This window comes from Protofrankia symbiont of Coriaria ruscifolia, from assembly GCF_900634745.1.
Classification (GTDB): Bacteria; Actinomycetota; Actinomycetes; order Frankiales; family Frankiaceae; genus Protofrankia; species Protofrankia californiensis.
This window is the reverse complement of record NZ_CAAAFR010000184.1, coordinates 51,896-76,957: the sequence shown is the minus strand read 5'-3', so window position 1 is coordinate 76,957 and position 25,062 is coordinate 51,896. Positions and strand designations below refer to the sequence as shown.

At 69.3% G+C, this 25,062-nt stretch carries 23 protein-coding genes; 18 read left to right on the top strand and 5 right to left on the bottom strand.

The annotated features are described in order from the left end of the window. The first annotated feature begins 407 nt into the window (after nucleotides 1-407). From CV1CTNOD_RS21305 to CV1CTNOD_RS21285, 5 genes are all read left to right on the top strand, one after another. Nucleotides 408-2,246 (top strand): uroporphyrinogen-III synthase, encoded by a 1,839-nt coding sequence (locus CV1CTNOD_RS21305; RefSeq protein WP_131787734.1) that lies wholly within the window; start codon nucleotides 408-410, stop codon nucleotides 2,244-2,246. Further along, the gene (gene hemB / locus CV1CTNOD_RS21300) at nucleotides 2,243-3,259 is read left to right on the top strand and encodes a porphobilinogen synthase (protein ID WP_242606894.1); all 1,017 of its coding nucleotides are present in this window, start codon (nucleotides 2,243-2,245) and stop codon (nucleotides 3,257-3,259) included. The genes CV1CTNOD_RS21305 and hemB overlap by 4 nt, the downstream gene beginning before the upstream one ends. A gap of 359 nt (nucleotides 3,260-3,618) precedes the next feature. Beyond that, nucleotides 3,619-3,858 (top strand): hypothetical protein, encoded by a 240-nt coding sequence (locus CV1CTNOD_RS21295; protein ID WP_131787733.1) that lies wholly within the window; start codon nucleotides 3,619-3,621, stop codon nucleotides 3,856-3,858. Beyond that, a complete protein-coding gene (locus tag CV1CTNOD_RS21290) occupies nucleotides 3,855-4,235 on the top strand; it encodes a twitching motility protein PilT (protein WP_131787732.1) in 381 nt (126 codons plus the stop codon). The genes CV1CTNOD_RS21295 and CV1CTNOD_RS21290 overlap by 4 nt, the downstream gene beginning before the upstream one ends. A 532-nt stretch (nucleotides 4,236-4,767) precedes the next feature. Next, entirely contained in the window at nucleotides 4,768-5,046 is a 279-nt protein-coding gene (locus CV1CTNOD_RS21285; RefSeq protein WP_131787731.1) for a hypothetical protein, read from the top strand. Between the two features lie 445 nt (nucleotides 5,047-5,491). Here CV1CTNOD_RS21285 and CV1CTNOD_RS27465 read toward each other — a convergent pair whose 3' ends face one another. The 3 genes from CV1CTNOD_RS27465 to CV1CTNOD_RS21270 all read right to left on the bottom strand — a co-directional run bounded on the left by CV1CTNOD_RS27465 (nucleotide 5,492) and on the right by CV1CTNOD_RS21270 (nucleotide 9,145). Beyond that, nucleotides 5,492-6,781: an ABC transporter permease gene (locus CV1CTNOD_RS27465; protein WP_278043963.1), complete on the bottom strand. Its 1,290-nt coding sequence runs from the start codon at nucleotides 6,779-6,781 to the stop codon at nucleotides 5,492-5,494. Then, entirely contained in the window at nucleotides 6,781-8,028 is a 1,248-nt protein-coding gene (locus tag CV1CTNOD_RS21275; RefSeq protein WP_131787730.1) for an ABC transporter ATP-binding protein, read from the bottom strand. Before CV1CTNOD_RS21275 ends, CV1CTNOD_RS27465 begins: the two co-directional genes overlap by 1 nt. A 262-nt stretch (nucleotides 8,029-8,290) precedes the next feature. After that, entirely contained in the window at nucleotides 8,291-9,145 is an 855-nt protein-coding gene (locus CV1CTNOD_RS21270; protein WP_242606909.1) for a PadR family transcriptional regulator, read from the bottom strand. A gap of 702 nt (nucleotides 9,146-9,847) precedes the next feature. On the opposite strand from CV1CTNOD_RS21270, the gene hemL reads away from it, so the two are divergent. Together hemL and CV1CTNOD_RS21260 are read left to right on the top strand one after the other, a co-directional pair. Next, on the top strand, nucleotides 9,848-11,206 hold the full coding sequence (hemL, locus tag CV1CTNOD_RS21265; RefSeq protein WP_131787729.1) for a glutamate-1-semialdehyde 2,1-aminomutase: 1,359 nt from the start codon (nucleotides 9,848-9,850) through the stop codon (nucleotides 11,204-11,206). Beyond that, entirely contained in the window at nucleotides 11,203-11,913 is a 711-nt protein-coding gene (locus CV1CTNOD_RS21260; RefSeq protein WP_131787728.1) for a histidine phosphatase family protein, read from the top strand. Before hemL ends, CV1CTNOD_RS21260 begins: the two co-directional genes overlap by 4 nt. On the opposite strand, the gene CV1CTNOD_RS21255 is transcribed toward CV1CTNOD_RS21260, so the two are convergent. Then, nucleotides 11,859-12,365 carry a toll/interleukin-1 receptor domain-containing protein gene (locus CV1CTNOD_RS21255; protein ID WP_131787727.1) on the bottom strand — a complete coding sequence of 169 codons (507 nt, stop codon included), beginning with the start codon at nucleotides 12,363-12,365 and terminating at the stop codon, nucleotides 11,859-11,861. The genes CV1CTNOD_RS21260 and CV1CTNOD_RS21255 overlap by 55 nt on opposite strands. Nucleotides 12,366-12,419: 54 nt before the next feature. Between CV1CTNOD_RS21255 and CV1CTNOD_RS21250 the strand changes: the two genes are divergently transcribed. The 5 genes from CV1CTNOD_RS21250 (at nucleotide 12,420) to ccsB (ending at nucleotide 18,682) form a co-directional block, all read left to right on the top strand. Beyond that, nucleotides 12,420-13,472 (top strand): HNH endonuclease signature motif containing protein, encoded by a 1,053-nt coding sequence (locus tag CV1CTNOD_RS21250; protein WP_131787726.1) that lies wholly within the window; start codon nucleotides 12,420-12,422, stop codon nucleotides 13,470-13,472. A gap of 240 nt (nucleotides 13,473-13,712) precedes the next feature. Then, the gene (locus tag CV1CTNOD_RS21245; RefSeq protein WP_131787725.1) at nucleotides 13,713-14,378 is read left to right on the top strand and encodes a TlpA family protein disulfide reductase; all 666 of its coding nucleotides are present in this window, start codon (nucleotides 13,713-13,715) and stop codon (nucleotides 14,376-14,378) included. Nucleotides 14,379-14,522: 144 nt separating this feature from the next. Next, the gene (locus CV1CTNOD_RS21240; protein ID WP_131787724.1) at nucleotides 14,523-15,425 is read left to right on the top strand and encodes a cytochrome c biogenesis CcdA family protein; all 903 of its coding nucleotides are present in this window, start codon (nucleotides 14,523-14,525) and stop codon (nucleotides 15,423-15,425) included. Nucleotides 15,426-15,515: 90 nt separating this feature from the next. Continuing rightward, a complete protein-coding gene (gene resB, locus CV1CTNOD_RS21235) occupies nucleotides 15,516-17,480 on the top strand; it encodes a cytochrome c biogenesis protein ResB (protein ID WP_131787723.1) in 1,965 nt (654 codons plus the stop codon). Continuing rightward, the gene (gene ccsB, locus CV1CTNOD_RS21230; protein ID WP_131787722.1) at nucleotides 17,480-18,682 is read left to right on the top strand and encodes a c-type cytochrome biogenesis protein CcsB; all 1,203 of its coding nucleotides are present in this window, start codon (nucleotides 17,480-17,482) and stop codon (nucleotides 18,680-18,682) included. Before resB ends, ccsB begins: the two co-directional genes overlap by 1 nt. A 94-nt stretch (nucleotides 18,683-18,776) precedes the next feature. On the opposite strand, the gene CV1CTNOD_RS21225 is transcribed toward ccsB, so the two are convergent. Beyond that, on the bottom strand, nucleotides 18,777-19,202 hold the full coding sequence (locus CV1CTNOD_RS21225) for a PLD nuclease N-terminal domain-containing protein (protein WP_207386583.1): 426 nt from the start codon (nucleotides 19,200-19,202) through the stop codon (nucleotides 18,777-18,779). Nucleotides 19,203-19,581: 379 nt separating this feature from the next. Here CV1CTNOD_RS21225 and CV1CTNOD_RS21220 point away from each other — a divergent pair, with 379 nt between their 5' ends. The 6 genes from CV1CTNOD_RS21220 (at nucleotide 19,582) to mqnE (ending at nucleotide 25,020) form a co-directional block, all read left to right on the top strand. Beyond that, the gene (locus CV1CTNOD_RS21220; protein WP_131787720.1) at nucleotides 19,582-21,033 is read left to right on the top strand and encodes a menaquinone biosynthesis decarboxylase; all 1,452 of its coding nucleotides are present in this window, start codon (nucleotides 19,582-19,584) and stop codon (nucleotides 21,031-21,033) included. Between the two features lie 57 nt (nucleotides 21,034-21,090). Continuing rightward, nucleotides 21,091-22,014: a menaquinone biosynthesis prenyltransferase MqnP gene (gene mqnP, locus CV1CTNOD_RS21215; protein ID WP_131787719.1), complete on the top strand. Its 924-nt coding sequence runs from the start codon at nucleotides 21,091-21,093 to the stop codon at nucleotides 22,012-22,014. Nucleotides 22,015-22,051: 37 nt separating this feature from the next. Next, nucleotides 22,052-22,735, top strand: coding sequence for a UbiX family flavin prenyltransferase (locus tag CV1CTNOD_RS21210; RefSeq protein WP_131787718.1), 684 nt, complete (start codon nucleotides 22,052-22,054; stop codon nucleotides 22,733-22,735). Nucleotides 22,736-22,841: 106 nt separating this feature from the next. Next, nucleotides 22,842-23,234 (top strand): hypothetical protein, encoded by a 393-nt coding sequence (locus CV1CTNOD_RS27035; RefSeq protein ID WP_242606893.1) that lies wholly within the window; start codon nucleotides 22,842-22,844, stop codon nucleotides 23,232-23,234. Between the two features lie 263 nt (nucleotides 23,235-23,497). Then, nucleotides 23,498-23,707 carry a BldC family transcriptional regulator gene (locus tag CV1CTNOD_RS21200; RefSeq protein ID WP_131768578.1) on the top strand — a complete coding sequence of 70 codons (210 nt, stop codon included), beginning with the start codon at nucleotides 23,498-23,500 and terminating at the stop codon, nucleotides 23,705-23,707. Between the two features lie 164 nt (nucleotides 23,708-23,871). Beyond that, complete coding sequence (gene mqnE / locus CV1CTNOD_RS21195) at nucleotides 23,872-25,020, top strand: aminofutalosine synthase MqnE (protein WP_131787788.1); 1,149 nt, start codon at nucleotides 23,872-23,874, stop codon at nucleotides 25,018-25,020. Nucleotides 25,021-25,062 lie beyond the last annotated feature (42 nt).

The following is a 25,062-nucleotide window of genomic DNA, read 5'->3' as shown; positions in this document are numbered from 1 at the left end:
AGGGAGGCGCTGGCAGTCGAATACGTAGGTGACCAGGATGCGTCGGGGTTCGTCTTCGATCGCGCGGCATGTACCGACGACAAGCAACTCTCGGCCAGCTGCTACGGTTTGTGCTGGACGATCCACCATCGCGGACTGCTGTTGTTGCCGAGCGTGCCTATCCGGCGGCCATTGAGGTCGGTTGTGGCGCGTTGGTCGGTGCCCTTGCCGACGTCGCGATGGCGTCCGTTGGAGCACCGGGCGCCGGTGCGATCCGACCACGGGCCGTGGTCGCCGTTGCCGGAGAGAAACCGTGTTCTCCGGTGCGAGATCACCGGGTCCGTCGACTACCCGGAGGCGCTGGGAGAGCGCCTCGCGGACAAGATGTTGTCCGCCGGAGCACAGACGCTGATGGGAAATCGCTGATCATGGCCACCCGCCGCACGAAGAAGCCTCTAACCCCGGTCGCCCTCGTTGGAGCAGGCCCTCGCGACCCCGGTTTGTTGACAGTTCTCGCCACCGAGACGCTGGCCGGGGCCGATTCGATAATCGTTGATCCGGACGTCGCCCCCGAGATTGTCGCCAAGCTACCCGGTGAGGTGCTGCGGATCGGCGATACCGAGGCGGCAAGACCAATCCTGGACGCGGACGCGGCGACCGCCGCAGTCGTCACCCGGGCTCGTGCCGGTGAGCGGGTCGTGCGGCTGTATGCCTCGGACCCATGGCTGACCGGAATCGGTACCGCCGACGCGCAGGCACTGGCCAAGGCGAAGATTCCTTTCCGGGTCGTGCCGGGGATTTCGACCGGCGCGGCGGTCGCCACCTACTCCGGGATCGCTGCCGGCCTTCCGGTCACCTTCGCGAGCACGCTGGGAGTCTTCTCCGCCAGCGGTGTGCAGCCCAACGTGACCCCGGTGACGGACACGCCCGCCGCGGGGCTGGGTTCCGCTCCCTTCGGGGCCGGTCGCATCGGCGGACGCGGCCTGTCCGGTCTCGGCGGTTCCAGCCTGGGCGGTACGGGCCTGGGCGGGCCCGCTCTCGGTTCCGGTCTCGGGGCCTCGCCACTGGGTGCGTCGCTCGGCCTTGGTGGGCTCAGCGGAAGCCTGGACGCCCCTGGCGGGTCCGGCGGCCCGGACGTCGACTGGGTGGCGCTCGCCCAGGCACCCGGCACCCTCGTGGTGACCGCGGTCTCGAACGAGGTCGGCAAGGTGGCGGCGGCGCTGGTCGAACACGGCCGGGCCGGTGACACCCCCGTGTCGGTGACGGTGGACGGCACCACGACCGACCAGCGCACGGTCTCCTCCACCCTGGACCGGATCGAGTCCGACGCGGCACCCGTCATCGCGAACGCCCCCTGTGTGGTGATGTCGATCGGTGCCGCGGTCGCAGCCCGTAACAAGCTGTCCTGGTGGGAGTCGCGCGCGCTGTTCGGCTGGACGGTGCTGGTGCCCCGGACGAAGGAGCAGGCGGCGATCCTGTCGGATCTGCTGCGCTCGCACGGTGCGAGTCCACTGGAGGTGCCCACGATCGCGGTGGAGCCGCCGCGGACGGCCGCACCCATGGAACGCGCGATCACCGGTCTGGTGTCGGGACGCTACCAGTGGGTGGCCTTCACCTCGGTCAACGCGGTCAAGGCCGTCCAGGAGAAGGTCGAGGAGCGCAGCCTGGACGCGCGGGCGTTCGCCGGCGTCAAGGTGGCCGCGATCGGCGAGGCGACCGCGGACGCCCTGCGCGCCTTCGGTATCCGCCCGGACCTCGTTCCCTCCGGCCAGCAGTCCAGTGAGGGCCTGCTCGCCGACTGGCCCGAGTACGACGACGTGTTCGATCCGCTCGACCGGGTGCTGCTGCCCCGGGCCGACATCGCCACCGAGACCCTGGTGGCCGGCCTGAAGGACCGCGGCTGGAACGTCGACGACGTCACGGCGTACCGCACGGTGCGGGCCGCGCCGCCGCCGGCCCCGATCCGGGAGGCGCTCAAGGGCGGCCGGGTGGACGCGGTCGTGTTCACCTCGTCCTCGACCGTGCGCAACCTGGTCGGGATCGCTGGCAAGCCGCACGAGACCACGGTGATCGCGGTGATCGGCCCGCAGACCGCGGCCACCGCGGTGGAGCTGGGCCTGCGCGTCGACGTCCAGGCGGCCGAGGCGACGATCCCGTCGCTGGTGCAGGCGCTGGCCGACTTCGCCGCCGAGCACAGGGAGGAGCTGGGCAAGGTCGGTCCGCTCTCGGCCCGCCTGCCCAAGCCCCGGCGCGGTTCCCGGCGGTGAGCGTGCCGTCGGGTGCCACCGCCGGTGGGGGTGCGGGATTCCCCCTGGCCCGGCCCCGTCGGCTCCGTCGTGGCGCGCCGCTGCGTCGGCTGGTTGCCGACGTCCGGGTGCATCCTGCTGATCTTGTGTTGCCGGTGTTCGTCAAGGAGGGCATCGGCACCCCCGCTCCGATCGCCTCGATGCCCGGGGTGGTCCAGCACACGCGGGAGTCGTTGCGCAAGGCTGCGGTGGAGGCGGCCCGGGCCGGCGTCGGCGGTCTGATTCTTTTCGGTGTCCCGGCGCACAAGGACGGCCGCGGTTCGGCCGCGGACGACCCGTCCGGGATCGTGCAGCTCGCCCTCGCTGATCTTGTCACCGAGATCGGCGACGACATGGTGATCATGACGGACCTCTGCCTGGACGAGTACACCGACCACGGCCACTGCGGTCTGCTGACCGAGGACGGCGAGGTCGACAACGACGCCACCCTGGCCCGCTACGGTTCGATCGCCCTGGCGCAGGCCCGCGCCGGCGCCCACGTGGTGGCCCCGAGCGGGATGATGGACGGGCAGGTGGGCGCGGTCCGGGCCGCCCTCGACAGCGGCGGCTTCCCCGACGTCCCGATCCTGGCCTACTCGGCGAAATACGCCTCGGCGTTCTACGGCCCGTTCCGGGACGCGGCCGAATGTGCACCGCGTTTCGGTGACCGCGCCGGTTACCAGCAGGACCCCGCCCGCTCCGCGCGTGAGGCCCTGCGCGAGGTCGCGCTCGACCTCGCCGAGGGCGCCGACGCCGTGATGGTGAAGCCGGCGTTGGCCTACCTCGACGTCCTGCGGGCGGTTGCCGACGCCGTCGACGTGCCGGTCGCCGCATATCAGGTGTCCGGTGAGTACGCGATGGTGGAGGCCGCGGCAGCCAACGGCTGGATCGACCGCGAGCGTGCCATCACCGAGACGCTCACCGCCGTCCGCCGGGCGGGCGCGGACATCATCCTGACGTACTGGGCAACGGAAGTAGCCCACCGCCTGCGCTGACCCGCGCTGTCGCCGGTCGGTACCTCAGGCCGGTACGTACGGCCCGGCGTGCCGAAGAGGCGACCTCCGTTGCTACCTGGCTTTCCTCCGCTGGCCGCGGGTGGCTCCTGGCCGGCAGCCGATCGGCATTGGTCATCTGTTCGTGGACGGCCGGCTGACCGGCGTCCCGACGATTTTGTGGTCTCGATGTGTACGGTGCGTACCGATCTACCTACTTCAGCTGGTAATTGTGCTTTACAGCAAGATCTATCAGAACTTGGAGGAAGGCGCGCGGTGACCCTGTTTCTGGAGCGACCGGTCCGAGAGCTCTCGGCCGTCTGTTCGTACCGATGGTACGAACAGACGACTATGGTGACGGCATGGCCGTCGCGAAGGTGTCCGTCTCCCTGAACGAACGTGTGCTCACTGCCGCGCGAGCCGCAGCGGCGGCCGAGGGCATCAGCCTGTCGGCCTGGATCTCCCGGCTGATCGACCACCACATCGGCATCCAGGAGGGTCTCGCCGCCGTCCGCGAGTACGAGGCCGAGCACGGTCCCATCCCCGAGGAAGATCGGGAGAATGCCCGCCGTGTCCTGCGTGACCTCGGGGTGATCGAATGAAGGGCCTGCTCTACGACGCGGGGGCGCTCATTGCTGCCGAGCAGGCGGACCACAAGGTGTGGGCCATGCACGCCGAGGCGCTGGAGCATGATGTCCGACCGATCGTTCCGGCGCCCGCGTTGGCGCAGGTCTGGAGGGGCGGGCCGCAACCAAACCTGTCCCGCCTGCTGAAGGGCTGTGACATCGAGCCGCTGCCCGAGGAAACCGCACGAGCGGTCGGCGCGCTGCTGGCCCGTGCGGGAACCAGCGACATCGTCGACGCCACGGTCGTGGTGAACGCGGCAGCGACGGACCGTTCGGTCCTGACCAGCGACGCGTCAGACCTACGCGCACTGGCTGAAGCGCACGGAACAAAGGTCAACATTTACTCCGTGTAAGCATCCCTCCCGTCCGTCCGCGGTGGTTCCGAGCATCGACAATCTTGTGTTGTTGGAGGAGACCCGTGGCGTCACGGGGAACGCGAGGCTCATGACCGGGATTCGGGAAGCCCTGAACCGTTGCACCTGCCGTTACCGGTACCCGCCCAGGATCTCGACGTCTCCGTCCTCGATTGCTCGTCGGCATTGGCCCAGGTTGTAGCCAAAGCGACGGCGCGGGACCCGGAGCGGCGATTTCAAAACGCTGCCCAGGCGCGGTCGGCGCTGCTTGCGGTGCCAGAGGCACGTGAGTTCGACGGACATCCACCGTCATCTGGCGAATGATCCCTATTCGAGAACGCAAGTATCGATCCGACAGTATATCGACCCGACGCCGCCGTTCCCGCGGGGGGGGGGATTCCGGGTGCAGCCAGGTGGGCCGGGCCTCTGCCGGCTATCTGCCGGCTATCTGCCGGACATCGGCCTGTTGGGACGGAATCCCAGGGGAAAGAAAGGACTGGTTGGGACGGAGCTCCAGGGCAGGGAGGCGGACGTGGTTCTGACACCGGTATCCACCGAAAAGCTGAAAAATGTCCACGAAGCGGCCGAGCGTGCCGTCCGGCACGGTGTCGTCACTGTCGACCTCGCCGGTCGGCGCTACGAGCTGCTTCCTCCTGAGCAGCTTGGTTACCTCGCCGGTCTTGTGGCGCTCGGATTCCTCGGAATCATCGAATGGTCGATCGCGGCCGTCGTGGCCGTCGGGCACACGCTTGTGTACCGCAGCCACCGGCAGGGGTTGCGCAGCCTGGGAGCCGCTCTCCAGGAAGCCTGAGCAGGTGGGCGCCCGACCGTACGGTCCCGGAAACTCGGCGGGCGTGTCCGCCGCCGGCCGCGCGAGCGCGTCAGGCTGCTCGAACGCCACGCTCCGCAGAGGAACGCGACATCCACGAGGACGGCTCCGAGGCCCATCAGTACGGGCCGTTCCCGCGTGACCTGAATCAGGTTCCCGGCCGCCCGCGACGTCCCGCGCAAGCAGCCTCCGCGGGCACCGGCACCGACAGCGGGCGGTACGCGCGGAGGCGATTAATGGGTTACATCGAGCAACGTTCCACCGGAACCTGTTCGCTGGAAGAGGATCGTCCCTACCTACCAGGAAGCGGTGGTAGAACGTCGGTCAGGTAGTTACACGTCCTGTTCCGATCAAGAAATTAAGTACGAAAACGGCTGCTATCACGACCGGTTGGCCCCTCATTTTCATGGTCAAATGATATTTGACCCTACAGGGAGCGGTGGTAGACGTCGAAGGCGCGGGTCGCGAGTCTTCCCGCCACCAGCGCCAGCGCGGCAAGGTAGGACAGATGGAGGCCGACGGAGAGCCAGTCCGGGTCGACCGATCCGGCCTCGCGGACGGCGGTCACCGCCCAGTCCACCGGGTTGACCCGGGCGACAACCTGCATCCAGCCCGGCATGAGATCCTTTGCCATGATCGCGGATGACAGGAACGTCAGCGGCAGGATGCAGAAGTTCACCGCCGCGATCAGGACCTCCTCCTTGCGTACGATCAGGGCGAGCGCGTAGGAGAGGGACGCCACGATGACCGCGATCAGTGCGGCACCGGCGAGCAGTACGACCGGGCCCAGCAGCCCGTTGTGGTACCGGGCTCCGATCGCCCAGCCGAGCAGCATGATGACGACCGACTGGATGATGGTCACCAGCACCTGGAAGACGAGTCTGCTGCCGATCAGCGCGCCGCGCCGGACCGGGGACGTCAGCATCCGATCCGTCACACCGCGGTCGATCTCGATGATGGCGTTCATCCCGGACCAGCCTGCCGAGAACAGCGCGCTCATCACCACGACGCCAGGCGTGAGGAAATCGAAATAGGAGCTGCCGCCGAAGCCGGGAACGTCTACGACCCGGCGGAACAGTGACCCGAACAAGGGCAGCCATACCACCGCCTGCACGATCGTGATCGCCAGATAGGCGGGCTGACGTAGCATCGCATGCAGGTGACGGACGGTCAACCATCGTAGCTGGCTGCCGGCCGAGGCCGTGAACTCGGTCCGTTCGGCAGGCACCGGCCGTGGTGCCGGGATGTCCGTGGCGCTGTCAGGGCCGGCCGGGATGCTGATCGTGCTGTTGGAGTTGGTCAGGATGTCGGTCTTGCTGATGGCGCCGGCCAGGGTGCCGGTCTTGCTGTCGGGGTCGGCCAGGGTGCCGGTTTTGGTGGTGTCGGTCTTGCTGTCAGGGCCGGCCGGGATGCCGGCTTTGGTGTTGCTGCTGGCCGGGGTGCTGATCGTGGTGTCAGAGTCGGCCGGGGCGCTGGCTTTGGGATCGGGGCCGGCAGCATCGGTGCTGCCGGCCGTGTCCGTCCTGGCGTCGGTTGTGGCGTCGGTTTTGGTGTTGGTGCCGGGCGGGGCGTCGGTTTTGGTACTGGTGCTATCCGGGGCGTTGGTTTTGCTGCTGGTTCTGGTGTCGGTGGTACTTCTCGTCCCGGCGTTCGTGCTGCTGGTCGTCTCGGTGTCGGCGATCGTGTCTGTCGTGTCGGTGTTAGTGAGGCCTGCCATCAGGCCACCCCCTTGTCCGGAACAGCTTTGGGCTGGGCAGTCCTGTCCTGGGCGGCTTTGTCCTGGGCAGCGCCGGCATCCGGCCCGGAACCGGAACTCGCGTCGGCGGTGAACCGGCGGCCGACGTGGCGCAGGTAGACGTCGTCGAGGGACGGCCGGGCGATCGTCGCCGCGACCACCGCAACGTCCACGCGGTCGAGGGCTGCGAACACGGCGGGTAGCGATGAGGCGCCGTGCGTCACCCGAGCGTGAACCTCTCGGCCGTCCACCGTGGTTCCGGTGACGCCCGGGACCTGGCCGAGGGCCGCGGTCACCGTGTCCACGACCGCGGCAGCCGGGACGGTCGCGAGCTCAAGGTGGACGGCGTCACCTTTCAGTTCGCTCTTGAGCTCGTCGGGGCTGCCTTGGACGAGGATGCGCCCGCCGTCGATGATGGCGACGAGGGACGCGAGCCGGTCTGCCTCCTCGAGGTAATGCGTGGTGAGCAGGATCGTCAGGCCGTCCGCCGCGAGAGAACCGATCTCGTCCCACATCTGGGCGCGTGCCTGTGGGTCCAGACCGGTGGTGGGCTCGTCGAGGAAGAGCACACTGGGCCGGTGAACCAGGCCGACCGCCACGTCGAGCTTGCGCAGCATGCCGCCGGAATAGGTGCGCGCCGGCCGGTCCGCGGCCGCTGCCAGCTCGAACTGGTCGAGCAGTGCGGCGACCCGGTCGATCACCATGGGGCGGGGCAGTCCGTGCAGACGGGCGGCAAGTGCGATGTTCTCGCGACCGGTCGCCTCCAGATCGATGCCGGACCGTTGGGCGACGACACCGATGCGGTGCCGGACCTGGCCGGGGTGGGCGAGGACGTCGATCCCGGCCACGCTGGCTGTTCCCGAGTCCGGGCGCGACAGCGTGGTGAGGATCTTCACCGTCGTGGATTTTCCGGCGCCGTTGGGCCCCAACAGGCCGAACACCGTCCCGGGGGCGACAGCGAAGCTCAGGCCGGACAGCGCCTGGACGCCCCCGCGGTAGGTCTTCACCAGGTCTTCGGCCTGGATCGCGAAACGCTCGCCAGGGTTGGTGATCACGGCGGTCCCGAAGGTCGCTGTGTCCGTGTCCGTGGCTGTCCGCGTGGCGCTGGCCGGTTGCGTCAGCGTGGCCGTTGCCGCCGCGGGCTCGACTGTTTCGGGTGCTTCGGCCAGCTGTGTCGTGGAGATGCCGGGTGGCTGCCCGGCGTGTGCCGGAGCCGGGTGTGAGGTCATCAGGTCCCCCTTTTTCTGAATTACTCTTTGTGGCCTCTGGCGGCGTGATCAGGACAGGTCATGGCTGCGCCGGCCGGAGATTTACGTTGGATCTCCCGGAGACCTGGTGGGCTGAAGGCGGCACGATTATTTTCCTTTCGTTCTGCCGGAGGCTCAGGTCTCCGGGTCACCTGGGCCCAGGTCGGCTGGATGTGTGATCCTTCAAAGACGAGCAGGAATTGTGGGACGACCGTGAACGGGTCGGATGTCGCAATACGGATAACTATGGATTCTTCCCGTGTAGGAGGTCCGTGTCGGATTCTGTATCGCCGTCCGCGGGTTCGACGGACGGCAGGGGATGGCAGGGTTGGGCGGTGGGGGATTCGCGGTCGGTGCCCTCCGGCCCGACCCGGGCGGTGATAGCCCGTCCGGTCGTGTTCACGACGGACCTGGGCGCGAAGTCCTTGTGGCTGCCGGCTTCCAGAGCCTTGATCACAACCTCTCGTATCCGGTCGGGATCGGTCTCGCCGCGGGTGTGGATCGCGTCCCAGATGTGGATGCCGTCCAGCGTCCTGTTCGTGATCTCTGAGATGAGCTCGTCCACGTAGCGCAACTCGGCCTCTGTCAGCGCGCTGAAATACTCGGTTTCCAGGGTGAACAGCCGAGGGAGCCCCTTACGGACGGCGAGCGCCTCGTCCGCGTGGCTGTGCTCGATCTGGAGTATGAGCCGGTTGCGGCGTTCGGTGAGCAGCCGGACGGTGTCCTCGGGTGTGAGTACCGCCAGCATGGAAAGCGCCGCCTCGAAACGAATGTATTCCTTGGCGGGTGTACTGACCAGCTCGGACATCCAGTCGTAGAGTTCGATCCGGCCGGCCGGAGTGATCTCGTAGATGGTCCGTTCCGGCCGCCGGCCTTCGCGGAGGGTCTCGCGAGCGGTGATGTAACCGTTATGGGCCAGCGCGTCCACCACCGTGTAGAGCGAGCCGTACGTCAGCTTGATGCTGTCTTCCTTGTGTCGTTCACGCATCGTCGTAGACATCTCGTATGGGTGCATAGGCCGTTCGTTGAGTAGTCCGAGTACGGCGAGAGCCAACATGTTTGCCATCCGTCGACGGGCCATGTCCTCACCGTTCTCCATCCGCACCGTTCTCCGCTTCCGATTACTCGACTGCGAGTGTCCGGTTACAAAAGCTGGGCTGTCAATCCGGCCGGGTGACCGGTGGAGCGGGTAACGGCATTCTGATTCAGGGGATATGTCAGAATTCCCGCCCAGCGTTGCGCAAGAAGTGCGCAGGCGGCAAGGGCCTCGACGCCATCCAGATCGCCAGCCGGGTGCTCGGCTGTTGAGGTGTACAGGAAGTGCGCAGGAGGTTCGGGCCGGTTGGCCGGATCGGATCCGGCGGCGGACGGATCGGGCGGCCGGACCAGGCAGATGGATCCGGCGGATGGACACGTCGGTGGTCCGTCACCGCGGATCCCGCATGGTCAACCGCTACAACGAGCGCCGCGCGACCCGCTGCGTCATGCTCGGAGATGCGTCGTGACACCTCCGGCGCGGGTGGGCTCGGCGGCGCACCCGCGCCGGCCTCCGGCCAGGTGCACGGACGGCGCACTCGCACCGGCATCCGCCGGTGCACGGTAGGTATGCCGTGCCACGGACCGCCGCCGGTGGGCGGCTGGGCCATCCCCCACCCACCGGCGGCCCCCGGGGGTCAGCCGGATCTTCGGCAGGCGGAGCCTGGGCTATCGGCCGGCACCAAGCCGCTGGTACGACCGGTACGACGCCGCTGGTACGACCAGGGCCAGCGGGGTGCGGCGCCGACCTGCGAGGATCGGTGGCATGTCAGTCGTGTCCGGGGCCGCAGCCTCCGAGGAATTGTTCCGTCGAGCTCAGCGGATCATTCCCGGCGGGGTCAATTCGCCTGTTCGAGCGTTCAGGGCGGTCGGCGGCACGCCGCGCTTCATGGTGTCCGGGAACGGTGCGTACCTCACTGACGTGGACGGCCGCAGATACGTCGACCTGGTCTGTTCCTGGGGTCCGATGATCCTGGGGCATGCCCACCCGGCGGTTGTCGAGGCCCTGCAGGTGGCCGCGTCGCGGGGCACGAGCTACGGCACGCCGAGTCCGGGCGAGGTCGAACTGGCCGAGGAGATCGTGTCCCGGGTGCGGCCCATCGAGCAGATCCGGCTGGTCAACTCCGGGACCGAGGCCACCATGAGCGCATTGCGGCTCGCCCGTGGCTTCACCGGCCGATCGAAGATCATAAAGTTTGCCGGTTGTTATCATGGTCATGTCGACGCGCTGCTTGCCGCCGCGGGTTCGGGGGTGGCAACTCTCGGTCTGCCGGACACGCCGGGGGTGACCACGGCGACCGCTTCGGACACGATCGTCCTACCCTACAACGATCTGACCTGTGTGGAGGCCGCCTTCGCCGAGTACCCCGAGCAGATTGCCGCTGTCATCACCGAGGCCGCCGCGGCGAACATGGGGGTCGTCCCACCGCTGCCGGGTTTCAACGCCGGGCTGCGGCGGCTGTGCGACGCCCATGGCGCCCTGCTCATCCTGGACGAGGTCATGACCGGTTTCCGGATCGGCCCGGCCGGCTGGTGGGGAGCAGAGGGTGCCGTCGAGGGATGGGCTCCGGATCTGTTCACCTTCGGCAAGGTGATGGGCGGCGGGCTGCCGGCGGCGGCTTTCGGCGGGCGTGCCGAGGTGATGGCCCACCTTGCCCCGGCCGGCCCCGTCTACCAGGCCGGGACGTTGTCGGGTAACCCGCTCGCCGTCGCCGCCGGCCTTGCCACCCTGCGCGCCTGCACGCCCGAGGTGTACGCCACGGTGGACGCGCGCGCCGGCGACGTCGCCGGCATCGTCTCGACGGCGCTGACCGAGCAGGGAGTGCCGCACCTGCCGAGTAGCGCCGGCTCACTGTTCAGTTTCTTCTTCACCGACGCACCGTCGGTGGTCGACTATGCGGGAGCGCGGACGCAGTCCAGCGCCCGGTATGCCGCGTTCTTTCACGCCATGCTGGATGCCGGGGTGTACCTGCCGCCTTCCGGCTACGAGGCGTGGTTCGTGTCGGCGGCACACGATGACGAGGTCGTCGAGCGGATCGCGGGCGCCGCGCCGGCGGCGGCCCGTGCCGCGGCCGGCGTGCCCGAACCGATCCCGGCCGCGAGCGCTGGAGGGAAGCGTCCATGACACCTGCACGGCCCGGGGCAACCGGCCCCATCCGCCAGCATCGGTCCCCAGTGCCTGAAGCGGCGTCGCCGGACGGGCTGACCACCGTCCACCTGGTACGCCACGGTGAGGTGTTCAACCCGGAGAAGATCCTGTACGGCAGGCTGCCCGGGTTCCGCCTGTCCGAAGCGGGGGTCCGGCAGGCGAAGATCACGGCGGAGTTCCTGGCCGGACGTGACGTCGCCGCGGTCGTGGCGAGCCCGCTCGAACGGGCGCAGCAGACCGCCGCGCCCATCGCGCAGGCCCTGGGCATCGGCGTGGACGTCGATCCTCGCCTCATCGAGAGCCGCAACGTCTTCGAGGGCAAGCCGTTCGAGGCCGGGCCGGCCCTGCTCCGCTATCCGCGGATGTGGAGGGTGCTGATCAATCCGTTCAGGCCGTCCTGGGGCGAGCCCTACACCGAGATCGCCGGGCGCATGCTCGCCGCCGTGGCCGAGTGGCGGGACGCCTTCCCCGGTCGCGAGGTGGTGCTCGTCAGTCACCAGTTGCCGGTGTGGACGACCCGGCGCGCGCTGGAGGGCCAGAAACTCTGGCACCGGCCGGACCGTCGCCAGTGCGCGCTCGCGAGCGTCACCTCGGCGGTCTACTCGGCAGACCGGCTGGTGCGGGTCGACTACGCCGAGCCCAACGGCCCGAGCACGAACCAGGCCGGCTCCGTCGGTGCCTGACGACCGGTGACGCGCACGACAAGTTCGGTCAGGTAGCTGCCGATCAGTTCGGGCTGCTCCGCCGGCACCCAGCCGACCCGGTCGACCCGGTCGAACGCGTCGGCGTGGCGGTGGATGTACTCGATTGCGAGCGCGGTCTTGCCGACCCCGCCCATCCCCGCCACCGCGGTCACCGCCACCAGTCCGGGGCCGGGTTCGCGCTCGCTGATCAGGACCGGGAGCAGGCGACGTGCCCCGCCGGCGATATGAGTCACCCACACCGCCTGCCACTGCGCCGTCCCACCCACTGACTCCAGGTAGGCCGGGGACACCACCAGTACCGGCCGGCACCGGCCGGTACTGGCCGGCACCGGCCGGTAGCGGTCCGTGGGAACGCCGGCGCGGTAGTGCGGGCCACCGGAATCTCGAGCGGACGCCGCCGAGCAGGGCACAGGCGTGGGGCTGCCGGGCATATGCCCGGCTCCTGGATGGTGGAAATGTCCGGATAAAAAGCTAGACTCGTACATATGTTCGAATCAGAGCTGGTCGGCGCCGACGCCACCCCACCCAGCCCCACCGCGGGGGCTGGCGCGGCCACAGGGGCTGACCCCCCTGCCGGCGGCGCGGCCGGTACGGCCTGCTGTACGTGCACCGCCCCGTCCCCACTCCAGGCGTGCGACGCCGACGGGGCTCACCGCCGGCAGGCACAGCGCCGCCGGGAGCGGCAGGTCCACATCAGCCCGGTCGAGGACGGGATGGCCGAGCTGTGGGCCCTGCTACCCGCCGCCGACGCGCAGGCCGTCTACCAGCGCCTCGACACCCTCGCCCGCCGCGCCGCCACCCCGGACGATCCCCGGGGCATGGACGCTCGCCGTGCCGACGCCCTCGTCGACGTCCTCCTCGGCCGCGACCACGGCACCGACGTGCCCGTGGAGATCGGGGTGCTCGTCCCGGTGACCACCCTGGCCGGGGTGGCCGACAGCCCCGGGGAGCTCGCCGGCTACGGGCCGATCCCCGCCGCCACCGCCCGCCAGCTGGCCGAGAACGCGACCTGGCGGCGGATCCTGACCGACCCGGTAGACGGCCGGGTGGTGGACGTCGGCCGGCGGTTTCCGTCGCCGGGGCTGGTCCGGGCCCGGGATCGCACCTGCCGGTTCCCCGGCTGCCGGAAACCCGCCCGGTCCTGCGACCTGGATCATGTCTGCCCCTACGCCAAGGGCGGGCCGACCTCGGAGGGGAACCTGATCGTCGCGTGTCGTCGGCATCATCGGGCCAAACACGACGGAGGGTGGAGGATGGAACAGGCCACGGGCGCAGTGGTGGCCTGGACCGCCCCGACCGGGCGGGTGTACCGCACCGTGCCCGAGCCCTGGGAGGAACCCGATCGCCCTGTGTCCGAGCCCTTGAGAGGAACCCGATCGCCCCGCAGCCCCGCCAGCAGCCACAGTGGCCACCGCCGCGGCCACCACAGCGTTCGTCTCGGCGCCGGTGTCCGGGGCCGGCGCACACGATCCCACCGCGGGCGGGACCGGGCCGGATACCGTCCTGAACCTCGACCCACCACCCTTCTGAGACGGTGACGTGTCTGAGGATCGGTGACGAACAGTTGGCCTGCTGGGCTGTCTGAGTCACCGGCTGTCCGGGACGCACCCGCAACCGGGGCGGATCCTCGGGGTTGAGTTCTACAGTTGGTCGTAGGCTGATGGGCCGAGGCACATACTGGCTCGGTCCGGTCCGGGTGGTAGCCGGCCGGCTGGAGGGCCAGAGGTGGCGCGATCATGTTTTTTCGCGCACGTGGTTCCTCACCGGGAGGAGTGTGTGTGGACGGGCGGCAGAACGCGCGAGTGACATCCGGTGTGTTGCGCGCGCGGGGTAGCCGGGCGCTGCACAGCCGTCCCCTGGGGTTTGTGTGCGCGGTGTGCGCGGTGTGCGCCTGGATGCTGGTGGCGAGTGCCTCGGTGCTGGCGACGGCTGCATGCTCGAGCGGGACCGACAGCGTGGACCAGGCCGCCGGCGGTGGCTTCGGTTTTGTCCAACAGGCACCTAACTCCGAATTCGTCCCGGTCGGCAGTCGCAAGCCGGCTCCCGACCTCACCGGTCCCACCGTGGCCGGTCCCGATCTGAGCCTCGTGCACTTCCGCGGAAAGATCGCCGTTGTGAACTTCTGGGCGTCGTGGTGCGCGCCGTGCCGGGCGGAGACACCTGGTCTGATCAGGATGGCCGCGGACAACCCGGAGGTGGCCTTTGTCGGGGTGAACGAGAAGGACAACCTCTCCGCGGCGAAGGCGTTCATTCGCGACAACGGCGTGACCTATCCGAGCGTCGTCGACCGGATTGGCACGCTCGCGGCACGCTGGCCGGTTCCGCCCGGTCTGCCGTCGACCTTCGTACTCGACGCCGAAGGCCGGCTTGCGGCACGCTTCACCGGCGGTGTGCTCCCGGACGAGCTGGTGCCCGTGCTCGCCCGGCTCCGGGCGGAGACATGAGCGGCGACGGGATGAGCGGCGCGGAGACCGGCCGTGACCGCATGAGTGAGCGGTGCAGGCATGAGCGGCGGGAGACGGTATGAGCCGTGCAGGTATGAGCGGCGACGGGATCAGCCGCGTTGCCCGGCCGGCGGGAGCCCTGCGGTGAGCGTCACGTCGTTCGTCGCGGACGGACCGCTGCTGCTTGCCGCACCGGTCGCGGCGGCGGCGGGGCTGTTGTCGTTCCTGTCCCCGTGCGTGCTGCCTCTCGTGCCCGGATACCTGTCCTTCGTCACGGGGCTGTCGGGCGAGGAACTGGCCGCCCGACCCGTGGTCGGCGCCGGGGCCTCGCCGCTGGTGGCCGGTGCTTCGCTGTTGCCAGCCGGCGCTTCGCCGCTGCCAGCCGGCGGTCGGCTGGCCGGCTCCCGGCCCGCCAGCAGCACAGGTATCAGCATCAGCAGCCGGGCCCGACATCGGCTGTTGGGCCGGGTCACACTCGGTACCGCACTGTTCGTCGTCGGCTTCACCGCCGTCTTCGTCAGCTATGGTGCGGCCTTCGGCGGGTTGGGCCGCTGGCTGACCCTGCACCAGGTCGGCGTCAGCCGGATTCTGGGCTCAGTGACCATCGTCATGGGGCTGGCGTTCGCCGGGCTGTTCGTCCGGCTGCCGCTGGCCAACCGGGAGTGGCGCATCCACCGGCTGCCCGCACCCGGTCTGATCGGTGCCCCCGCCCTCGGCGTCCTGTTCGGGATCGGTTGGACGCCGTGCCTCGGGCCGACCCTGGCGGCGGTGCTGGGGCTTGCGGTGCAGAGCGCGACTGCCGGCCGGGGCGCGTTCCTCTCCGCCGTCTACTGTTTCGGCCTGGGGGTGCCGTTCCTCGTCGTGGGCTTGGCCTTCCGGCAGGTGGCCGGTGCCCTGGCTGCGGCTCGCAGGCGCGCTCGGGCGCTCACCTTTGCCGGGGGCCTGCTTCTCGTCGCCGTCGGACTTCTCCAGGTCACCGGTGCCTGGACCGACCTGATCGCTTCTCTCCGGCCCTACGTGCCGGGATTTGCGGAGACCCCCTTGTGAGCGGGCGGACCGACCGGACGCGCCCGCCCCGACCCGGCGCGCGGTGGTGCTCCAGGCCAGGTGACCGACGGATCAGGAGCGACGGCAACCATGGCTGTATCAGACGTGGATGATCCGATCGGGGCCACTGACCCGACCGGTACCTCCGACGGGGTCGGGATCCTGACGACCGTGCCCGACGAGGTGCGTGAGCGTGCGCCCGCGGCGCCGTCCGGACCGCGTGGCGGAGGTGGCGGCGCCAGCGGCGCGTCCCGTTCCCCGCGGTTGGTCATCGGCCCGCTCCGGCGTGCTTGGCACCAGCTGACCAGCATGCGTACGGCGTTGTTGCTGCTGTTCCTCTTCGCGCTTGCGGCTGTTCCCGGCTCCCTGCTGCCGCAGCGGTCGCTGAACCCGTTGAAGGTCGAGCAGTACTTCCGCGATCATCCCTCGCTCGCGCCGTTCCTCGACAGGCTGTCTGCCTTCGACGTTTTCGGTGCTCCCTGGTTCGCCGCGATTTACCTGCTGCTGTTCGTCTCCCTGATCGGTTGTCTGGCTTCCAGGGTCCGATGGCATGCCAGGGCGCTGGTGGGACGGCCTCCGCGGGCGCCGGCCCGGCCGAGCCGGCTGGCCGGCGGCCGGTCGTGGGACAGCTCGCTGCGTCCACCGGAGGTGATCGAGGCCGCGGGCGTGGTCCTGCGGCGGCGGCGGTTCCGGGTCGTGGTCGCGCCCGAGGACGCGACCCGGCCCGACGGCAGCCGTGACTTCTCCGTGGCGGCGGAAAAGGGCTACCTACGCGAGACCGGAAACCTCGTCTTCCACATTGCGCTGGTGCTGATGCTCCTCGGAGTCGGGCTGGGCTCGTGGTTCGGCTACCAGGGCACCGTCCTGGTCATCAAAGGCGACGGCTTCACGAACACGCTGGTCTCCTACGACCAGTTCAGCCGGGGCAAGCTGGTCGACCCTGCCGGTGACCTGGCGCCGTTCTCCCTGACGCTGGACGAGTTCACCGCGTCGTACCAGCCTAGCGGCCAGCCGGCGGACTTTCGCGCCGAAGTCGCGTACACCGCCGATCTCGGCGGACCCACCCGCACGGCCGACATCCGGGTCAACCATCCGCTGGCGATCGGCAGCGCCAAGGTCTACCTGATCGGGCACGGCTACGCGCCGCACTTCGTGCTGAAGAACAGTGACGGCAGCATTGTCTGGGAGGGTTACCAGCCCTGTACGCCGCGGGACGCCATGTTCGCGTCCACCTGCACGTTGAAGATCGGCGACACCGGGCTTGCGCCGACCGGGCCGACCCGTGAACCGCAGCAGCTGGCGTTCACCGGCGTGTTCACCCCGACCACGCAGCTCGATCCGGCGCACGGTTACATCTCGACCCATCCGGCCGCGGACGCCCCCGGTCTCACCCTCACCGGCTATGTCGGCAACCTCCACATCAACGAGGGCGTGCCGCAGAACGTCTACTCGCTGGACACCCGGGACATGCGCCAGCTGCGGCTGGACGGCCCGATCGGCACGGGTCGGGTGGCGCAGGTGCTCGCGTTGAACAACCCCGGCCAGCGGACGATCAGCGGTCTGCCCGGCGGAATGTCCCTGGATGTCGACGGGGTCCGTGAGTTCGCCACGTTCCAGACCAAGTCGGATCCGTTCAAGGGCTGGGTGCTGGTCGCGGCCGTGGCGATCATCGGTGGCCTGCTGGTCAGCATGCGGGTGCGCCGGCGCAGGGTCTGGGTACGGGCGCGTCCCGCCACGCCCACGCGCGTCGGCGTCGATGCCGATGCCGATGCCCGCGCGGTGACCACGGTCGAGGCCGGTGGGCTGTCCCGCTCCGACACCGACGGCTTCGCGGCCGAACTGCAGGCGATCATCCAGGATGTGCGGACGGCCACCGCACCCGCCGAAGGCGTGCCTCCGGACCGGGCGGACGGCTCGGCTCGGTCGGACTCGTCGGCTCGGGCGGCACCGGAGCGGACGCCGTCGGAGCGGACGCCGTCGGACCGGGCGGCAACAGCCATCCGGGCCTCCGGGACCCCCACCGGATCCGGGGACCCCACCGAACAGGAGCTGTGATGTCCGTCAACTCCGGCCTTGCCGCGTTGTCCGATCATCTTCTCGGCGTGACCATGGCGGTCTACGCGCTGGCGATGCTCGGTTATGCGGCCGAGTTCGCCTTCAGCCGCTTCGGACGCACCTCCGGTGCCGCGGCCATGATGGAGCGCCGGACGGAGGTATTGGCGTCATCGGTGCCGGCCACGGCGGTCACGGCGCCCGGACGGGTTGCCGCCATGGTCGGCGCGGATGCGGCGGGGGTGTCCGTCCCTCGCGCGGCGGACAATCATGATCTTGTTGTGGACCCTGCTGCCGCGGCGCTTGCCGCGGCGGACGCCCGAGCGGCCCAGCGGGCTTCCGATCGGGCAGCCGTGACCGCGGTGATGGCCGGGGAGGGCGCGGACCCGTCGACCTCACCCCGGGCGCGCTGGATCGGCCGGACCGCGGTGGTGCTGACCGTCCTCGGGTGTGCGGCGCACGTGGGTTCGGTGACGGCCCGGGGCCTGGCCGCGAACCGGGTGCCGTGGGGGAACATGTACGAGTTCTCATCCATGATCACCCTGGTTGCCGTGCTGACCTATCTGGGCATGCTGGCCCGGACCCGGGCGCGGATCCGTTGGCTGGGCGTCTTCGTGATGCTGCCGGTGGTCCTCTACCTCGGTCTCGCCGGCACGGTGCTCTACGTGGCGGCGGGCCCCCTTGTCCCGGCGCTCAACTCCTACTGGCTCAAGATTCACGTTGTGGCGGCGATCGTGGCCAGCGGCGTGTTCATGGTCTCGGCGGTCACCACCGTCCTGTACCTGCTCAAGGACCGCTGGGAGAACCGGCTCGCAGCGGTCGCCACCGGCCGGGCCGAGGCCTCCGCGGCGATGCGCAGGCGCGGTGGGATCATGATGCGCCTGCCCGCGGCCGCGTCGTTGGACCGCATCACCTACCGTGTGATCGGCTTCGCGTTCCCGGTCTGGACGTTCGCGGTCGTCGCCGGCGCCATCTGGGCGGAGGCCGCCTGGGGCCGTTACTGGGGTTGGGATCCCAAGGAGACGTGGTCGTTCATCACCTGGGTGATCTACGCGGCCTACCTGCATGCCCGTGCCACCGCCGGCTGGAAGGGTCGTAGGGCCGCGGCGATATCGCTGCTGGGTTTCAGCGCGCTGTTCGTCGACTACTACTTGGTGAACCTGGTGATCTCGGGCCTGCACTCCTATGCAGGTATCGACGGCTGACACCGCCGACGGATCATGCTAATGGTCGGGTGGTTGGAAACGCCGGCCCCCACCGGCGCCGGCCCGTTGACGTTGCCGTGAGGACCGCTCGCGGTCAGCTCCGGGACGTGCCATCGCCGTCTCCACGGCGGATGCGCTCGGACAGTTCCCGCAGGAACTCCGGGTTGTCGTCGGGCGCGACCAGCCGTGGCGCGGGACTCCGGCGCGGCCATGACGGCCGCCGGGCGGCCGGTGGCCCGTCCTGGTCGCCGTCCCGGCCGAAGCCGTCACCGCCGGCCCAGCGACCCCGGCCCTCCCACATCGGATGATCGGCAGGACCGATATCCTCGCCGGCCCGGTCGTTCTGGCGAGGGCGGCCGACAATGAACCAGACCACGCCGCCGACAGCGTAGAAGAGAACAATGATCACAATCCAGGCGATCTTGGGGAGCATGCGCACGGCAACGGATGGGGTCATGATCGCGTCAATGAGCGCGAAAATCCAGAAGCCAAAGACCACCAGCGTCAGTACGAACCCCACCACCGCACCGTTGCTCCTCTCCAGTCTTCGCTCCGTCCGTCATGACCGTCCGTCATGACCTGGAGTCCTGATCGCGTGCCGATCCATACCCGTCATCCGACGGTACAGCCAATGCCTATTGGAACAGCGAATGCCCATTGGAGCCGTCCGCCCGTTCGGTCGGATCAGTAGCGCCGGGGCGGCTGGGGCACAATGACAACACTCCTAGTGTGCTCCTTTCGATCGCCGGACGTGCCGCATGGGCGGTAACCACCGGGTGCGGGCAACCCGGGTGCGGGCCTCGGCACGGCCGCCTGCCCGATGCCCGGTGGCGGCCGCCGGCCTGGAGCAGTCGTAGGGCGGGCCGGCCGGCGCGGCGGTTACTGCAAGGATGGACGTCATGGCCTGGGCGGATCTGCGTGCGTTCCTCGTTCATCTCGAGCGTCACGGCGACCTGCGGCATGTCCGCGTCCCGGTCGACCCGGTCCTGGAAGTCACCGAGATCGTTACACGGGTGGTGCGCGAGCGCGGGCCGGCACTGCTGTTCGACCAGCCGCTCGGCGCCGACATGCCACTGGCCATCAACGTCTTCGGGACCGAACAGCGGATGGCCGCCGCGCTGGGGGCCGGCAGCCTCGACGAGATCGGTGACCGGATCGCCGCCCTGCTCAGGCCCGAGCTCCCCGTCGGGCTCGGAGGGCTGCGGGAGGCCTTCGGTAAAGTCGCCGCGCTCCGGTCGGTGCCACCCCGCAAGGTCCGGACCGCGCCGTGTCAGGACGTCGTGCTCAAGGGCTCGGACGTCGACCTGCTCCGTCTGCCCGGCGTGCATGCCTGGCCGGATGACGGCGGCGTGTTCCTGAACCTGGGGCTCACCCATACGAAGCACCCCGAGACCGGCCAGCGCAATCTCGGCATGTATCGGCTGCAGCGCCATGACGCCCGGACGGTCGGCATGCACTGGCAGATCCACAAGGATTCCAACGCCCATCACGCCGTCGCCGAGCGTCGGGGGGAGAGGTTGCCGGTGGCGATCGCGTTCGGCTGCGACCCGGCGGTGACCTACGCGGCCTCCGCCCCGCTGCCGGCGGAGATCGACGAGTACCTGTTCGCCGGGTTCCTGCGCGGCGAGCGGGTGGAGATGGTCGACTGCCTGACTGTTCCGCTGCAGGTGCCGGCGAACGCCCAGGTCGTGCTCGAAGGCTGGCTGGAGCCGGGGGAACGGCGTCCGGAGGGCCCGTTCGGCGATCACACGGGCTTCTATACGCCGGTCGAACCGTTCCCCGCCCTGCACGTCGACGTGATGACCATGCAGCGTGACCCGGTCTTCCAGACGATCGTCGTGGGTCGACCGCCGCAGGAGGACGGACCGCTCGGCAAGGCAACCGAGCGGATCTTCCTGCCGCTGGTACGGATGATGATTCCGGAGATCGTCGACTACGACCTCCCGGTCGAAGGTGTCTTCCACAACTGCGCGATCGTCTCGATCGAGAAGCGCTATCCCAAGCACGCGCAGAAGGTCATGCACGCCATCTGGGGTGCCGGGTTGCTGTCGCTGTCCAAACTCGTCGTGGTCGTCGACGCCGACTGCGACGTCCACGACTACTCCGAGGTGGCATGGCGGGCGTTCGGCAACGTCGATTACGCCCACGACCTGCTGACCACGATCGGTCCGGTCGACCACCTCGACCATGCCTCGTACGAGCAGTTCTTCGGCGGGAAGATCGGCGTGGACGCGACGCGCAAACTCCCGACCGAGGGATACCGTCGCGAGGGCGGCTGGCCCGCGGAGGCTGTGATGGACCAGGCGGTCAGGGACCGGGTCGCCCGGCGCTGGAAGGAGTACGGGCTATGACCACCGTCCACGGTGGGGACGTGCCGGCTGCCGGGCTGTCACGGGAGTTGATCATTGGTGAGTGACGCGACGTTCGCCCCGGGAATGCCGGGGCCGGCATCGGCGCCCGACGGTCCCGTCCGCGCCTTCCTGCGGGTGGTGGTGATCGAGCACTCGGTGTTCGCGCTGCCGTTCGCCTACGTGGCCGCGCTTGCCGCGTCGTTCAACGCGTCCCGATCCGTGCACTGGCTGGACATCGCGCTGGTGACCGTCGCGATGGTCGCCGCCCGCACCTTTGCGATGGCGACCAACAGGATCATCGACCGGAAGATCGACGGACGTAATCCGCGGACGGCCGGACGGGAGCTGGTCACCGGCGTCGTGTCGGTGCGCACGGCCGCGGTCGGCGCGGCGATCGCCCTGGCGGTCTTCTGCGGGTCCGCCGCGGCGCTGTCCTGGCTCTGCCTGGCCCTCGCGCCGTTCGCGGTCGCCCCCATGGTCGTCTACTCCTACGCCAAGCGGTTCACCAACTTCCCGCACGCCGTCCTCGCGCTGGCCCAGGCGGTCGCGCCGGTCGGCGCCTGGATCGCGATCACCGACCGCTGGTCGTGGGCCGCGGTCGTGCTCGGGGTCGCGGTCGGTACCTGGATAGCCGGTTTCGACCTGATCTACTCCTGCCAGGACGCCGAGGTCGATCGCGGGATCGGCGTGGGTTCGGTGCCGGCCCGCTTCGGGGTCCATGCTGCGTTGACCGCCTCGATCGTCACCCATGTCGTGACGTTCGTCCTGTTCGTCGTGTTCGGGCTGATGGAGAACTTCGGCCTGTGGTGGTGGGCGGGTCTTACGGTGACCGCCGCCGCGTTCTGCTACGAGCACGCGATCGTCTCCGCGGACGACCTGTCACGGGTGAACCGGGCCTTTCTGACCGCCAACGGATTCGTCGGCATCGCCCTGTTCGGCTTCGCCGTCATCGATCTCCTCTCCCGCGGCCTGACCTGGTGACCACCGGAACGACCAGAATGACCGGGACCACCGGGACATGGTGATCCCGCAGGTGGGCGGAGGCGAACCGCGGTGGCCGTGGGTGGTGGGCGTCAGCGGTGCGAGCGGAACGCCCTATGCGGCGTCGGTGCTTCGCGGCCTGTTGGACGCCGGGCTGCCGGTGGATCTGGTCGTCTCCAGGGCGGCCCGGCTCACGCTGCTGGACGAGACCGGGGTCACCTGGCGGGACGGCAGCTGGCCGCAGGCGCTGGCCGGCTGGCTCGGCGTCGACCCGTCCACCGTCGGGTCGGCGGTCGCGGCGGATCTGGTCCGCCACTGGTCCTGCGGTGACCTCGCAGCCGGGCCGAGCAGCGGTTCGTACCTGACCAGAGGGATGATCGTCGTTCCGGCAAGCACGGCCGCCGTGGCCGGGATCGCGCTCGGGCTGTCCAAGGACCTGCTGCAACGTGCCGCCGACGTGACACTGAAGGAAGGCCGCCGGTTGGTGGTCGTGCCCCGGGAGATGCCGTTCACCCGCTCGACCCTGCTGCACATGCTGTCGCTGCACGACGCGGGCGCGGTGGTGGCGGCTGCCAGCCCCGGCTTCTACGCCGGAGCGACCGATGCGCGCTCGCTCGTGGACTTCGTCGCCGGCAAGGTCCTGGACGCGGCCGGCGTGCCCAACAGCCTCCTGCGCCGATGGACCGGTGAGCTCGGCGCCGCCCGGCGCCTGCCCTCATGACCACCGCGGATCCGGCGGGTCGTACCGTGAATCGGCGGCATCCGTACTCATGCCGGTTCGGGATGCCAGTTGGGGAGATGAATACCAGGCCGGGACAGAGGCGAGCATGGCACGCGACGACAGCAGGAAGAAAGACGGCAGCGGGAAGAAAGACGCGGCGGCGAACCCGAACCGGGTGCCGCAGCGCCGGACGCCCATCCCAAGCGGTGGTCCGGGTACACGTCCGGGCCAGTCCGCCAGGCGTCCCGGGCCCGACCTGGCCCCGCCCGACCTACGAGTGCAGTTGCCGTATTTCGCCGCGCGGATCGCCGCACTGCTCGTGGTGCTGGCCATCCTGCTCATCCTGAGTGTGAATCCCATCCTCGCGTTACTGGCCGGTCTTGTGATCGTGGGTGTGCTGACCTACCCGCTGGGCCGGTTGCAGCGCAAAGCCGCGCAGCGGGCTGCCGGGCGTGCTGATGCCGGCCCGCGCTCCAGTGCCGGTCCGGCCCGCCGGTGACTCGGACGAGTTTGAGCTGACGGCCGGCGGGCAGGCCGCGGCGCGGCGTACGCCGCCAGCCGGTCGCCCGCGGCCAGCCGGTCGTACGGCGCCGCGATCTCTTCCCTATCATCCTCGAAGGCATCTGGTCACTGACCGTGTTGCTACTCATGCGGACGTGAGCGGACTAGTCACCACATGACCCTGATGTGTCACGCCCGAATTGCCACCGAAGCAAGAACCTTCTGTATATTGGCTATCAACGCTCTGTGACAGGAGGCTCTGTGACAACGACACCAACACCGCAATCCGCTCCTCTGCTGACGCCTGCCGAGGTGGCGAGCATGTTCCGGGTGGACCCGAAGACGGTGACCCGCTGGGCCAAGACCGGGAAGCTGACTTCGATCCGCACTCTCGGCGGCCACCGGCGTTACCAGGAAGCGGAGGTCCGCGCGCTCCTCACCGGCATCTCGCCCGGGGACGCTCTGGCCTAGATCGTGTTTCTTCCGCGCCCGGGGTTCCTCCCAGGTTGGCGAAGCCGACCTGGGAGTTCCGGGAGTCCCAGCTCTCGGGCCGTTGGTCGGCGTGTCGGGGGTTTGTGGTGCCGCGGGTCACGTGTCGACGAGACGTCGCACCGAGCGGGGCTACCCTCGTTCTCATGGACGTCGGGCTCAAGCGTGAGATCGAGGCGAAGGTTCACGCCGGCGAGCGGCTCAGCCGAGCGGACGGCGAGGCCCTCTACACCAGCGACGAGCTGGCCTGGCTGGGGGAGCTGGCGCACTCCGTCCGCGTCCGCAAGAACGGGGACGCGACGTACTTCAACGTCAACCGGCATCTGAACCTCACGAACGTGTGCGCGGCATCCTGCGCCTACTGCTCGTTCCAGCGCAAACCTGGCGAGACCGACGCGTACACGATGCGCATAGAAGAGGCGGTGCGGCTGGCCAGGGCGATGGAGCCTGCTGGCATCACCGAGCTGCACATCGTCAACGGCCTGCACCCCACACTGCCGTGGCGTTACTATCCGCGATCGCTGCGTGAGCTGTCCAAGGCGCTGCCGGGTGTGGCGCTCAAGGCGTTCACGGCCACCGAGATCCACTGGTTCGAGAAGATCAGCGGCCTGCCCGCCGAGGAGATCCTCGACGAGCTGATCGACGCCGGTCTGGAATCGCTGACCGGGGGCGGAGCGGAGATCTTCGACTGGGAGGTCCGCCAGCACATCGTGGGGCACGAGACGCACTGGGAGGACTGGTCGCGCATCCACCGCCTCGCCCATTCCAAGGGTCTGCGGACACCGGCCACCATGCTCTACGGCCACATCGAACAGCCGCGGCACCGGGTCGACCATGTGCTGCGACTGCGCGAGCTGCAGGACGAGACCGGCGGGTTCGTGGTGTTCATCCCGTTGCGCTTCCAGCACGATGCTGCCGGTGACCCACGCAACCGGCTCATGAACCAACCGATGGCGACCGGAGCCGAGGCGCTGAAGACATTCGCGATATCCCGGCTGCTCTTCGACAACGTCGATCACATCAAGTGCTTCTGGGTGATGCACGGTCTGACCACCGCCCAGCTCGCCCTGAACTTCGGCGCGGACGACCTGGACGGGTCCGTCGTCGAATACAAGATCACCCATGACGCCGACGGTTTCGGAACGCCGGACACGATGACCCGTGACGACCTGCTCGGGGTGATCAGGGATGCCGGGTTCCGCCCGGTGGAGCGGGACACCCGATACCGCGTGATCCGAGAGTTCGACGGTCCCGATCCCGCCCGCCGGGACCTCCCCCAAGAGATCAGTGCCTAGCCAAAGGCGGCGCGATCATGTTTTTCGCGCCGCCGGAGGCGT